At 42.8% G+C, this 13936-nt stretch carries 13 protein-coding genes; all 13 read left to right on the forward strand.

Annotation, left to right across the window (positions count from 1 at the left end; translation table 11 throughout):
* The 13 genes from G590_RS0113560 to G590_RS0113620 all read left to right on the forward strand — a co-directional run bounded on the left by G590_RS0113560 (position 1) and on the right by G590_RS0113620 (position 13786).
* Positions 1 to 666 (forward strand): hypothetical protein, encoded by a 666-nt coding sequence (locus G590_RS0113560; RefSeq protein ID WP_022766206.1) that lies wholly within the window; start codon positions 1 to 3, stop codon positions 664 to 666.
* 318 nt (positions 667 to 984) lie between these two features.
* Positions 985 to 1239, forward strand: coding sequence for a hypothetical protein (locus G590_RS0113565; protein ID WP_022766207.1), 255 nt, complete (start codon positions 985 to 987; stop codon positions 1237 to 1239).
* A gap of 340 nt (positions 1240 to 1579) precedes the next feature.
* Positions 1580 to 2095, forward strand: coding sequence for a sigma-70 family RNA polymerase sigma factor (locus G590_RS20800; protein WP_022766208.1), 516 nt, complete (start codon positions 1580 to 1582; stop codon positions 2093 to 2095).
* A 403-nt stretch (positions 2096 to 2498) separates the two neighbouring features.
* On the forward strand, positions 2499 to 3083 hold the full coding sequence (locus G590_RS20805) for an excisionase (RefSeq protein ID WP_022766209.1): 585 nt from the start codon (positions 2499 to 2501) through the stop codon (positions 3081 to 3083).
* Positions 3084 to 3172: 89 nt separating this feature from the next.
* Positions 3173 to 4348 carry a tyrosine-type recombinase/integrase gene (locus G590_RS0113580; RefSeq protein WP_022766210.1) on the forward strand — a complete coding sequence of 392 codons (1176 nt, stop codon included), beginning with the start codon at positions 3173 to 3175 and terminating at the stop codon, positions 4346 to 4348.
* A 132-nt stretch (positions 4349 to 4480) separates the two neighbouring features.
* Complete coding sequence (gene ychF, locus G590_RS0113585) at positions 4481 to 5578, forward strand: redox-regulated ATPase YchF (RefSeq protein ID WP_022766211.1); 1098 nt, start codon at positions 4481 to 4483, stop codon at positions 5576 to 5578.
* Positions 5579 to 5598: 20 nt separating this feature from the next.
* Positions 5599 to 6468, forward strand: a complete 870-nt coding sequence (gene lgt / locus G590_RS0113590; protein WP_022766212.1) for a prolipoprotein diacylglyceryl transferase — start codon at positions 5599 to 5601, stop codon at positions 6466 to 6468.
* Positions 6461 to 7852, forward strand: coding sequence for a shikimate dehydrogenase (gene aroE, locus G590_RS21570; protein WP_022766213.1), 1392 nt, complete (start codon positions 6461 to 6463; stop codon positions 7850 to 7852). The genes lgt and aroE overlap by 8 nt, the downstream gene beginning before the upstream one ends.
* Positions 7849 to 8499 (forward strand): epoxyqueuosine reductase QueH, encoded by a 651-nt coding sequence (locus G590_RS0113600; protein WP_022766214.1) that lies wholly within the window; start codon positions 7849 to 7851, stop codon positions 8497 to 8499. The genes aroE and G590_RS0113600 overlap by 4 nt, the downstream gene beginning before the upstream one ends.
* 38 nt (positions 8500 to 8537) lie before the next feature.
* The gene (locus G590_RS0113605; protein WP_022766215.1) at positions 8538 to 9449 is read left to right on the forward strand and encodes a zinc ribbon domain-containing protein; all 912 of its coding nucleotides are present in this window, start codon (positions 8538 to 8540) and stop codon (positions 9447 to 9449) included.
* Positions 9450 to 9477: 28 nt separating this feature from the next.
* A complete protein-coding gene (argS, locus tag G590_RS0113610; RefSeq protein WP_022766216.1) occupies positions 9478 to 11280 on the forward strand; it encodes an arginine--tRNA ligase in 1803 nt (600 codons plus the stop codon).
* A 164-nt stretch (positions 11281 to 11444) separates the two neighbouring features.
* Positions 11445 to 12782 (forward strand): MATE family efflux transporter, encoded by a 1338-nt coding sequence (locus tag G590_RS0113615; RefSeq protein ID WP_022766217.1) that lies wholly within the window; start codon positions 11445 to 11447, stop codon positions 12780 to 12782.
* A 38-nt stretch (positions 12783 to 12820) separates the two neighbouring features.
* The gene (locus G590_RS0113620) at positions 12821 to 13786 is read left to right on the forward strand and encodes a LacI family DNA-binding transcriptional regulator (RefSeq protein WP_022766218.1); all 966 of its coding nucleotides are present in this window, start codon (positions 12821 to 12823) and stop codon (positions 13784 to 13786) included.
* Positions 13787 to 13936 lie beyond the last annotated feature (150 nt).

The raw sequence follows: 13936 nt of genomic DNA on the forward strand, positions 1-13936 counted from the left end.
ATGCAAAAAGTAACAAGAATGACAGCGGAAAGACTTGCCGAAGAATTGTGTAAGCAGGAAGGTTTTGATGTTAAGGATGCTTCTGACTTTGCAGAAGACATGCTTACCAGGTTGTTGGCAGGACAAGTTGTAGCTGAAGAGGACGCAAATAACAATGTGCCTGCAGTCATACAATCCCAGAAGCTTAGGCTTAGACATTGGTACATTCTTCTGGTTGATCAAATGCCGAATGTTTTTAATCACGATAAACCGATACCAATTCCTGCCGAATATGGAGGACGTGGAGATTTTATATGGGAACTTGTACGTACTATTTGGATCAAAGGAAAGTCAGATGGGATGCTTGATAAAATAGAGAGGATGCTTGATGGTAATGTGTCAGGTACGCCATATGATCCCGAAAAAGACAGACGTAAGGATGGTAAGCTTATTAGGACGATACTTACAGATTGCTTTTTTACTGGAGAGGCAAGTTCACTTACTAACGAGGAGTATGCCAGACAATTACAGATAAGCCGCTCAACTCTTGAGAGTAAAAAAGAAGCAGGCATGGCAATTTTTGGAATCTTGATGTGGATATATGCTGTCAGAAGAGAAATGGAAGATATAGAAGAAGGAATTATACCAAGACCAGAACAGCATAGATGGTGGATGAAATATGTTTAGGGAGCAGCTTTGAGGCTGCTCTTTTACATTAATTGAGAAACACTCAACAATTACGCAATAAAAAACATATAAACTACGTCTAATGTTTAACAAACTTCATTAAATCCGCCAAATGCCAGTGATCATGTGATAAAATGCCTATCGTTGCAGAAAGGAGGAGTCATTATTTGGGGAAACATATCACTAAGTGGGGAGCTAGTGATTGTTATGAAAAAATGTGTAAATGCTTATATGGTCGAATAAGATGTGGGCCATTGCAATTCCGGGGAATCTGATTTTAATTAGGAAGAGTAAAAAGAATTGTTGGGAGAAAATGCAATGGCAGATATAAATGTAGCGGCTTGCTTTGAGAGGGAATTGGAGGAATTACATTGCCCATACTGTGGGAAGTGGGTGTGTGATACCGATATGGATATTGGGCGCATTATAGAGCCCTGCAGAGAATGCGGAAGAAGGCTTGTCATAATGAATATGGGAGAGGGACCATTTATTTTTAAGGACAGAAGAAAGGTTGCCAGAATCCGCAGAAAAGAAAAAAGAATGCAAAAAAAAGGCATTCATGAATACAACTAAATATTGATATGAGCTGTATGTATTGGGCGTTGAATCCGTAATTGAGGAAGGTTCGCAGCATGCAGCAAGAGTTTGCTTAGAAGGACTATGAACAGTAATTGATGTTGAAAGGCGGAGCAGAACAGAGGAAATATCCATGACGGGTATTCTGTTTTGCTACCGTCTTTTTATTATGCCCATTTTTAGCGTTCAAATTTGAACTCATTTCGGAGATTTTTCTCTGTTTTCTCTGAATAAGGTTCAGATTTGAACATTTTTAATTGGGAAACTTACATAGGCAGATATCCGTGAAGCCCGGTTTTTGAAACTGACAACTTTCAAAAATCGGAGGAAACGGATAATGAATATTAATGAGAAAAATGAATATGAAATAATAGACCTTGGCTATGAGTATCCAGGAATGACAGGAGGAGTCAAGTGGGCTGTTATCACGGAGCTTGATAGTGAAATGCTTATAGAAAAATATGGAGATGAATTATCTATGTTCAAGCCATTTGTTGTCATGACAAAAGCTCAGGGAGAGGTGCTTAAGGATTATGACAGAAATGAGGCTAAACATAGAATGAGAAGAGTCAGAACCTGCTCACTGGACGGATATGTGGAGGGAGAAACTGAGTATATATATTCTGTTTTTTCAAAGGATGAACCAGAGGATATAGTTGTCCAGATGGATGAGGTAGAATGCTTACGTAAGGCTGTTGAAACTCTTACAGATATTCAGAAAAGGAGGCTCAAACTGTATTTTTATAATGATTTGACTGCGCGTGAAATAGCTGAACTAGAAGGTGTTTCACATAAGAATGTGTTGAAATCTTTGAACGAGGCAATTAAGAAAATTCAAAAATATAAAAACTAAGGGGTACCATCAGTAACTTCTCTGTTCGGATAGATGAGAGGATAAAAACTCATTTGTCGGACATTGAAAAGTAAATAGCCATTCATCAGGTACGTTCCTGTTATTCAAGCCCCAAAGGTACGCCTTGCGCGATATAGCCTCACTGAAAGCCGGTAGCACCGGTCTGGCGATGACAATAACATGGATAATGATACTTCCGCTCAGCCACAACTCATCGTAATGGGAGCGGCCCGGCGAGATCCGCGGGGAGGTAAAGAGCCTATGGAGCTGTCAGCTGCAGCCGCCTGATGACTTCCGAAATCCGGGTGTCGAGGACAAATAGATACAATATAAATATTTTGGAGCGTTTCTTCCATATTTTATTTATGAAGGAAACGCTCTTTTTTTAGGAGATATAACAAATATGAGAGAAGTTTTAAGAGGAGACATATACTTAGCAGATCTGGGTGAAAACATAGGATCTGTACAGAGAGGCGAGCGTCCTGTTGTAATAGTACAAAATAATAAAGGAAATAAGTATTCGCCTACAATTACGGTAATACCTGTGACGACTAAGATTCATCGAAGTAAAGGATTTCCCACGCATGTGCTTTTGGATCATATTGGGGGACTTGATGAAGAATCAGCGTCTATGGCAGAGCAGATAACTACCATAAGCAGGAGTAAGCTCATAAGATACATTGGTAGTTTGCCAGAGGACTTTATGAAAGCGAGAATCAATAAGTCAATTCGTATACAGTTAGGGCTGGATAAAATAGAGAAAACTGCTAAGAAGGATTTGATAAAATCGGATCCGTCTGGGGTACCAATTTGGCACAAAACTTCAATGACTGTCGAAGAAGCATCGGAGTATTCGAATATTGGAATAAACAGAATAAGGGAATTATGTAAAGATCCCTTAATCAAAATCTCTTTTCAGGTAGGAAGAAAAATATTGATAAAACGAGAGGCGTTTGACGAGTATTTAAATAATGTGGAACTCATCTGATAGAGCCTGCCAATCTTGAAAAAAAGGCTTTTCTATGTTATTTTTATACACGCGTGATGATGCTTCCTTTATTAAGAAGGAGTGTTATTGTGGGTAAAGATTTAAGAGGCCGAGAAATCGGCGAAGGAATTGTGCAGAGAAAGGATGGTTTATATTCAGCCAGATTTACTAACAAGAGTGGAAAAAGAGTAGAAAAATATTTTGATAATGCTGCAGATGCCAAAAAGTGGGTCACGATAAGCCGGCTTGAGGATGATAAAAAACCGGCCACAGCCATTGAATATAGCATGACTGTTGATGAGTGGTTTGTATATTGGATAAAAACATTTAAGAAGGGTTTATCGCCAAATACGATAAGAAATTATAAGGATCGTTACTATACTAATGTCCAAAACCATATAGGTAAGATGTTGCTTATAGATGTTAAGGCGATGCATTGTCAGCAGATTCTTAATGAAATGCAGGCAGATTACGCAATATCTACAGTCTATCAGACATACATTTGTCTTGGCTCAATGTTCAAATCTGCTTTGCTAAACGATCTTATTCCTAAGCATCCGCTTGATGCAGTGAACTTCAGAGCAAAAAAAGTAAAGACACCGCGCAGAGTTCTCACTGTGGAGGAACAGGAAAAATTCCTCGAATTTGCAGATAAGAATCATAATGCAAAACAATTTAGGTTGCTTTTGCAGACAGGACTTAGAACCGGTGAGCTGATAGGTCTAACTTGGGACAGCTTTGATATTGAGAATAGAACCCTGACAATTGATAAAGCACTTGAGTATAGACATGAGCGTGGGTATTGGAGAGCTGGACCACCAAAAACAATGGCCGGATTCAGGACAATACCGCTTACTGAAGAAGCTTTTGATATATTATATGGGTTGTATCAAAAGCGGCACACCAGGAAAGAATCCATGGCACTGTCACAGGTATTAACCTTCATTGACCCGAGAACCGGACTTGAGAGAACAGTAAACATGAAGGAATTGATATTTGTAAATTTTCGGACCGGAGAGCCTATCAAGAATTCTACTTATGATACCAATCTTTATAAGATATGTGATAAGGCAGGAATTAAACCTTTTTGTATGCACGCATTAAGACACACATTTGCTACCAGATGTATTGAGAGAGGAGTTAATCCGAAGTCTCTTCAAAAGATTTTGGGACATGCACAGTTGTCTACCACGATGGATACATATGTACATGTGACTGATGATTCTTTACTTCTTGCGATAAGACAGTTTGAGGCTGCTGTATAGCCTTTATAATTTTGTATAAAAGTTGGGAAGTAAAAAAATAATCAAAACTTATCATTTCTGGTGTAAAATGGTGTATATTTCATTATTCTAGATAGAAAGAATCCCGTAAATACGGGCTGGAGGTAATAAAAAATGAAACTAGGCATAGTTGGACTTCCTAACGTAGGAAAGAGCACACTTTTTAATTCACTTACAAACGCAGGGGCACTGGCAGCAAACTACCCTTTTGCAACAATAGATCCCAACGTGGGAGTTGTGGCAGTACCTGACAAGAGACTCAAACTCCTCGGAGATCTTTATCACTCCAAGAAGGTAACACCTGCAACAATCGAGTTCGTTGATATAGCAGGACTCGTTAAGGGCGCATCAAAGGGCGAGGGCCTTGGGAACCAGTTCCTTGCCAATATTCGTGAGACAGATGCTATTGTTCACGTAGTAAGGTGCTTTGAAGATCCTAACGTTGTACACGTTGACGGATCTGTTGATCCTGCAAGAGATATTGAGACTATCAATCTCGAGCTTATTTTTGCAGATCTTGAGGTTCTTGAGAGAAGAATAGCCAAGGTTGCCAAGCTTGCCCGTATGGATAAGGCAGCAGCAAAAGAGCTTGAGATTTTAGAAAAGATAAAGGCCACCCTTGAGGATAACAAGATGGCAAGTGAGCTTGAGCTTGACGATGAGGAAGATAAGGCTTTTGTAAATACCCTTGATCTTCTTACATGGAAGCCTGTCATCTATGCAGCTAACGTTAAGGATGACGATCTTGCCGATGACGGAGCATCCAACCAGTATGTAGCAGCAGTAAGAGAACTGGCAGCTAAGTCGGGAAGCGAAGTATTTGTTATCAGTGCTCAGATCGAGGCTGAGATATCAGAGCTTGATGAGGACGAGAAGGCAGAATTTTTGGAGAGCCTTGGCCTTACAGAGTCAGGTCTTGATAAGCTTATTGCAGCAAGCTACAGAACCCTGGGACTTATGAGTTTCCTTACATCCGGTGAGGATGAGACAAGAGCATGGACAATCAAGATCGGAACCAAGGCACCTCAGGCAGCCGGCAAGATCCATACTGACTTTGAGAGAGGCTTTATCAAGGCTGAGGTTATCAACTATGAGGACCTTTTAAGAGAAGGTTCAATTGCAGCAGCCAAGGAAAAGGGCCTTGTTCGTATGGAAGGAAAAGAGTATGTCGTTCAGGACGGCGATGTAATACTCTTTAGATTTAACGTCTGATTGGCTTTTGGGAGGATAATATGCCTGACATAATGGGGAAAATGGACATCGCATTCCCTAACCTGGGATTGTATTTAAAAGATGTTCCTAAGAACTTTACAATATTTGGATTTACCATAGCTTTATATGGAGTGATCATAGGACTCGGCTTTCTTATAGCTCTTTTGATAATTGCGAGAGTGGCGAAATGGACAGACCAGAACCCTGATGATTACTGGGATATGGCTATATATGTAATTATATTTTCAATAATCGGTGCAAGGATCTACTACGTATTCTTCGCCTGGGATTACTACAAGGACAATCCCATAAGTGTATTTAATATAAGGAACGGCGGCCTTGCGATTTATGGCGGAGTACTTGCGGGCTTTGCCACAATCTACATCTACACCAGGATCAGGAAAAAGAGCTTTCTTAAGATGGCTGACACAGTAATGTTTGGCCTTGTATTCGGACAGATCCTCGGAAGATGGGGCAACTTTACAAACAGAGAAGCCTTTGGAGAGTACACAGACGGACTCTTTGCCATGAGACTTCCTTTGGAAATGGTCAGAAGCGGAGAGATCACAGAGCTTATGAAGGCTCACATGGTAGAGGGAACCAATTATGTTCAGGTGAGCCCCACATTCCTTTACGAGAGTATGTGGAATTTATGTCTTTTGATTATTCTGTTCCTGTACTGCAAACACAAGAAGTTTGACGGTGAGATAGTTCTTTTGTACCTTGGAGGCTATGGCCTTGGAAGAGCATGGATTGAGGGACTTAGAACCGATCAGCTGATCATGCACACAACAGGACTTCCTGTATCACAGATGCTGGCTATATGCTTGGTAATATTTGCCGTAGTGATGGATGTAATTACAAGGATAAGGTTAAAGAAAAATGCTTAATTATACTGATGGCAACACCTATGTATGCGGAATAATCGGAAATCCGGTAAGGCACACATTATCTCCGCTGATACATAATACATTTTCCGATATGCTCGGCATAAACCTTGTCTATGTTCCCTTTGAGGTAGAGGCTGATGGTCTTAAGGCTGCTGTAAGGGGAGCGTATGAGCTTGGACTAAGGGGACTTAATGTAACGGTTCCTTATAAGAGCGATGTGATCCCTTATCTTAAGTATGTGGATCCTTTGGCCGAGAGCATCGGTGCAGTGAACACCCTTGTACGTGATGAGGCTCTTAAGGGATTTCGCGGTTATAACACCGATATGACAGGGCTTTATCGCGCTATGTCTGAAGAGGGCATTGAACTAAGCGGAGAAACAGTTGTTATTTTAGGAGCAGGTGGCGTTGCCAGGCCAACTGCTCATTTGTGCATAAATAAGGGCGCAAGAAAAGTATATATTCTCAATCGTACTTTGGAGAAGGCCGAGGCCATTGCAGAGGAGCTTGATGATGAGCGCGTAGTGGCCATCGATATTGCGGATTATAATGAGGTCCTTCTTAGAGAAGAGAGCTTCTTTGCTATTCAGTGCACATCAGTAGGTCTTTTCCCGGATGTGAACAGTGCGGTTATCGAAGATCCTGAGTTCTATAAGCATGTTCATGCAGCTCTCGATGTTGTCTACAAACCGCTGGATACCAAGTTTTTGAAGCTTGCAAGGCAGGCCGGAGCGAAAACTTTCTCGGGACTCAAGATGCTTCTTTATCAGGGAATTGACGCCTATGAGCTGTGGAATGCAGACCTTTCTGTCAAGATCACCAAAGAGATGGCTGATGAGGTATACAAGTCACTTTCACTTGAAGTTGCAGGTGCCAGAAACATCATACTTGAGGGCTTTATGGGAAGCGGCAAGACCACGGTTTCCGAGATACTATCGGACAGGCTTGGGCTTGAGCTCATGGACACCGATGTAACTATAGAAGATACGGAAGGACGAAGCATCAGCAGCATATTCAGGGAGGACGGAGAAGAGGCCTTCAGGGATATGGAGACCGAGCTTCTACAGATGATAGCCGGGGACCATTTAAGAGACATGGTTATTTCTCTCGGCGGAGGAATGCCGGTACGTGAGAAGAACAGAGAGCTTCTCAAGGAGTCGGGTAAGGTGGTGTATCTCAAGGCAAGTCCCGAGACGATCTATGAGCGTGTTAAGGGTGACACCACAAGACCTCTGCTTCAGAGCGAGGATCCTCTTTTGAGGATTAAAGAGCTCATGGAGGGACGCAGCGATGTATATGATGAAGCTGCCGATCTGATAATTGATACGGATAACAAGACACCTGATGAGATTTGTGATGAGATAATCAGGGAACTGGGTTTATGAACAAGAGGAATTATTCAAAAGAGCTTGATGCTTTCATAGAAGATTTTCAGAAAAAGGGAGAATATCCCAAACTCCTTCTGCATGCCTGCTGTGCGCCGTGTTCATCTTACTGCATGGAGTTTTTAAGAAATTATTTTGATGTGACTGTCTTTTTTTACAACCCCAATATCACTGAGGAAGCTGAGTATCAAAAGAGGGTTCTCGAGGAAAAGAGACTTATCGGTGAATACAATAAGCTGGAAGGCAGAAAGATCGAGATCATGGAGGGCGAGTATAAGCCGTCTGATTTCTTTGACACGGTAAGAGGCTTTGAAGATTGCAAGGAGGGCGGAGAACGGTGCAGAAAGTGCTTTGAACTGAGGCTTTCTGAGACAGCCAGAGTGGCAAGAGATAAAGGATTTGATTTCTTTACTACAACTCTCACCATAAGCCCACTCAAAAACGCAGATGTCCTTAATGAAGTCGGTGAGGCAGCAGGTAAGGCTTGGGGAATAGCTTTTTTGCCATCCGATTTTAAAAAGAAGGAAGGCTATAAGAGGTCGATTGAACTGTCCAAAGAGTACGGACTGTACAGGCAGGACTACTGCGGATGCAGCTTTTCAAAGGCTCAGAGAGAACTTGAAAAAAACGGCAGTGCTAGTATATAATGTGGCTGTTTGTGTAGAGAAAAGTATTGGAGAGAAAAATGTTTTGTACAAATTGCGGAGCACCGGTTGAACCGGGGCAGAAGTTTTGCAACAAATGCGGAGTTCCGGTCAGCGTGGGGGCTGTAAATACCAATAATACCATGCCACAGCAGATGCAGGCCGGAGCCTATATGCAGACGCAGCCTAAAAAGAAAAAGAAGTGGCCGATAGTTCTTTTGATAATAGCTATTTTGCTGCTTATTGCAATCGGTATCGTATTTGCCGGATACACTGTATACAATACGATAAATGCTATAAACACCGGAAAAGTTGATACGCCCGTAGACTATTTGATACCGGAATCTGAAGAGGTTGAGGATATCACTGTGCCGGATGCAAATACTGACATAGAAGATCTGCTCGATGAAATCTATAACGAGATGGGTGTCAATTATACGGACTATGCATATGCCAAGGTTTATGATATGGATACGAATGTACTCATAAGCCCGAACGATACAGTCAGTGATGATACAGTGATCTGGAACGGCAAGACTCTTGGCGGATTCTGTGATTTTGTAGACAGCCAGGTCTTAAGTGAGGGAACAACTGTTGACAGAGAGCTGCTTTATAAGCTGGTTTCTATTCATGTTATCGATCCTGCAATTGTGGCAGACGATCATATTTTTGAAATACTTATGAAGTATTGCGTGGTTGTCGGTAACGAGTTTGGTCATAGCGGAGCTGCTATTAAGAATGCATCTTTCAGCAAGGATAAGCCCAATACATATAACTATGAGGTTGAGGTGGATGGCAAGACCAGCACCTGGATCATTGATTATGACAGCAAAAAGGTTTTGCTCAACAATGGTAATACAGAGTATACCTCGGCCGGAGAATACGGAATGTTTGCTGACAAGACAATGACAGCATGGACATATATCATTGATCAGTATTTTGGAATCTATTAATTATTTTTTATAGAAAGAAGGAACTGTTTTGGAGAAAGTACTTGAGTTAATTTCAAAGGAAGTCGGAGATGCTTTTGAGGCAGCAGGGTATGAGAGGGAGCTTGGAAAGACAACAATATCCAACAGACCTGACCTGTGTGAGTATCAGTGCAACGGCGCTATGGCAGGAGCCAAGAAATACGGCAAGGCACCATTTATAATTGCAGATGATGTCGCTGCAAGACTGCAGGGCAATGCAATGTTTGAGAAGGTGGAGTCTGTTAAGCCCGGATTTTTGAATATCACAGTCAGCGGTGATTTTGTCAGGGAGTACATTGTGAGAATGCTTCATGAGAAGCACATGGGTGTATCAATGCCCGGACATGCGCCTACTATAATCCTTGACTACGGCGGAGCAAATGTTGCCAAGCCTCTTCATGTAGGACACCTTCGTCCTGCCATTATCGGTGAGGCTGTAAAGAGAATACTTAAGTATGCAGGCAATAATGTGATCGGTGATATCCATATGGGAGACTGGGGCCTTCAGATGGGTCTTATTATCACTGAGCTTAAGGCTCGTCACCCTGAGCTTCCTTATTTTGATCCTGATTTTAAGGGCCCTTTCCCAAAAGAGGCTCCGTTTACAATACAGGAGCTTGCTGAGATATACCCTGTTGCAAGTGGTAAGACTAAGGTCTCCGATGATGCATCAGAGGAAGAGAAGAAGGCTGCAGCAGAGTACAAGGCTGAGGCGCTTGAGGCAACAAAGCGCATGCAGGATGGCGACAAGGCTTACAGAGCTATCTGGCATCACATCATGAATGTCTCACTTCCTGATCTTAAGAAGAATTATGACAGCCTTAATGTTCACTTCGATCTCTGGAAGGGTGAGTCTGATGTTCACGACCTTATCCCGGGAATGGTTGATTACATGAAGCAGCACGATTATGCTCATGAGAGTCAGGGAGCTTTGGTTGTTGATGTTGCTGAGGAGTCTGATACAAAAGAGATGCCTCCTTGCATGATCCTTAAATCTGACGGAGCAGCTCTTTATGCAACAACAGACCTTGCAACCATACAGGAGCGTATGAAAGAGTATCGCCCCGATGCTATATACTATTTCACAGATAAGAGACAGTCTCTTCATTTCGAGCAGGTATTCCGTGCAGCCAAGAAGACAAGGCTCACACTGCCTGAGACAGATCTTAGATTTGTCGGAAACGGAACTATGAACGGTCCCGACGGCAAGCCCTTCAAGACAAGAGAGGGCGGAGTTATGCACCTTGAGAGCCTTGTACAGGAGATCAACGACAAGATGTATAACAGGATCAAGGAGAGCAATCACGACATCGACGAGGAAGAGGCAAGAAGCACAGCCAAGAAAGTTGCTCTTTCAGCACTTAAGTATGGTGACCTTTCAAACCAGCCTTCCAAGGATTATATCTTTGATATAGATAAGTTCACTTCCTTCGAGGGAGACACAGGCCCATACATCCTTTACACAATTGTACGTATCAAATCAATCCTCAGCAAATATGCGGCTGAGGGCGGTAATGTCAAGGATGCCAAGCTCGATAACCCTGAGAATCCTGCAATGAAGGATCTCATGCTTGGACTTACAAGATTTGCCGATGCGGTAGAGAGCGCAGCAAGAGATCTTGCACCTAACAGGATCTGCGCATATATCTATGAGCTCAGCAACTCCTTCAATAGCTTCTATCACGGAACCAAGATCCTTGCAGAGCCTGATCAGAACAAGAAGGAGAGCTACATTGCACTCCTTGCAATAACACTGAAAGTACTTGAGACAGGAATAGATTTACTTGGTTTTGACGCGCCGGAGAGGATGTGAGCGATATATGGAATGAGTAAGCACAATGTCGTGCTCGCACGAATCATTGTGCTTATGAAATAACATAACGGACATGAGGAAGTAGGACGGTAGTCCGGATTCCGAATGGATGTAGGATTGCGAGAGCGTAAGCGGAGCAATCCGTATATCGCGGAGTAAATAAAATGAATTCAAAACACATATTCAGCAACAGGAAACTTTTCCTGTTGCTGATTCCGATTATAGCTGAACAATTCTTAAACTCCCTTATGGGCATGGCTGATTCTATGATGGTAAGTAATGTAGGAGCAGCTGCACTTTCGGGAGTTTCTCTTGTGGACTCAATCAACAACCTGGTTGTCCAGGCTTTTGCTGCCATGGCAACCGGAGGCGTTATCATCTGCTCAACCTATATTGGTCAGAGAGATATCAAAAGAGCTAATGATGCAGCCTCTCAGGTTCTTCTTGTATCAGCCTTTTTATCAGCGGTCATTATGGTCTTATGCCTTATTTTCAGAGGAAGTCTTCTCTCAATGATATTTGGAACCATAGAGCCTGACGTTATGAGAGCTGCAAGTACATATTTCCTTCTGAGCATTCTCTCGTATCCGGGCATTGCCTTGTCTGCCGCGGGGGCTGCGGTTTTCAGGGCACAGTCCAACACAAGACTTCCCATGAATGTTGCCATTATCTCCAATATTCTTAATGTAGCAGGCAATGCGCTGTTTATTTTTGTATTAAATATGGGCGTTTTCGGAGCAGCACTGGCGACACTTCTTTCAAGGCTCTTTTCCGCAATAGTTCTTTTGGTACTGCTTGGCAGAAAGAATCAGGAGATCAGAGTTTATCAATATCACAAGATCCGTCCCGACGGGGATAAGATAAAGAGGATCCTGGCTATGGGTATTCCCAACGGAATTGAAAACTCAATGTTTCAGTTCGGTAAGCTGGCAATTCAGTCATCAGTTTCACTCCTTGGTACAACAGCCATTGCAGCCCAGGCCATGGCCAATATCTTTGAGAATGTAAACGGCGTTGCAGGCTGTGGCGTTGGAATAGGTCTTATGACCGTGATAGGTCAGTGCCTTGGTGCAGGAAGGAAAGACGAGGCTATCTACTACACCAAGAAGATGATAGTCTGGGGATATATTGCAATTGCGGCGAGCTGCCTTTTCACCTATGCGATAGCAAGACCGGTCACAACGCTGGCGGGTATGGAAAAAGAGAGCGCGGCTCTTTGCATCTATATGCTCGGATGGATCACGATTGTTAAACCTCTGTTATGGTCACCGTCCTTCATCACTGCATACAGCTTAAGGGCTGCCGGTGATGTGAAGTTCTCAATGCTGATCTCAACGCTTACCATGTGGCTTTGCAGAGTTACCCTGGCTACGTACCTTATCAGAGTCGTGCACATGGGACCTATGGGCGTATGGATTGGTATGTTCAGCGACTGGGGTATTAGAGGTATAATATTTACAATAAGATTCCTTAGAGGTAAATGGATACATCAGGTAGTGTAACAGTTGGTATTTGGCTATAAGCAGCGGGGGTTAAAGCTATGGCGGGGATAAAGGATATAGCAGATAAGGCGGGCGTGTCGATCACCACTGTATCCAACGTTCTGAACAAGAAAAAGAACGTAGGTGCAAAGACCAGAGAGAAGGTCATGGCGATTGCAGCAGAGCTTGGCTATACTCACAAAGATCAAAACGGTATTGACGGCAAGAGGCGCACCATTATCGTAAGCTTCAGCGACTTCGATACACTCTTTTATCTTGATATCCTTCATGGGATAAGCGATTATGTCGGCAGACAGGGGTATCATATCCTGATATGCAACGGTGATGACCTTGCTCATTATTCGGATCCGGATGAGGTGTGCGGCTGCATTATTCTCAGTTCACAGATAACGGATGCACAGGTTCTGGCTGTTGCGGATAAAGGACTTCCGGTGATAACTCTTGATCGTGAGCTCAAGCACCCTATGATCAAGGCCATGATCGTCAGTAACTACGAAGGCGAAAGGCAGCTAATGCAAAAGCTTGTGGAGGCCGGATTTAAGTCTTTTGCGTTTCTTACCGGACAGGATACTGCCGATAATAAAGAGCGATATACAGCTTTAAGGGATGTACTTAAAGAGAACGACCTTCCTTTTCACAGAAACGATCTGTATGAGGGGGACTGGAAAGAGAAGAGCGGAGCCCAGACAGCAAGGCTCATTATGTTAAGAGACCGTATGCCTGAGGTTTTGGTGTGTGCCAACGATATGATGGCGATCGGAGCTATCCGCCATTTCCAGGAGAATGGTATAAGAGTGCCTGAAGATATATCGGTGTGCGGCTTTGATGATATCATCATCTCCAGATATCTTGGACTTACGACAGTCAGCGTACCTGATTACGAAAGAGGTTTTCTGGCCGGACAGGCTCTTTTAAACATTTTGGACGGCAGCGGAGATTATGAGACTTATAAGATCGGCGCCAGAGTGAAATGGAGGCGGACGGTGGCGCTTCCTCGCAAGTAAAACCTGGATTTTACTAAAATTTAGTAAAATCAAACAAGATTTTAGTAAAATGAATATGACTTTAGTAAAATAACAAACCTTCCATGTGTGAAAATTACATATGGAAGGTCTTTTTTTGTGTCAAACAACCAAAAAATATTTGCGATATTG

Origin of the sequence: Butyrivibrio sp. XPD2006, assembly GCF_000420865.1 — a bacterium.
Taxonomy (GTDB): domain Bacteria; phylum Bacillota; class Clostridia; order Lachnospirales; family Lachnospiraceae; genus Butyrivibrio.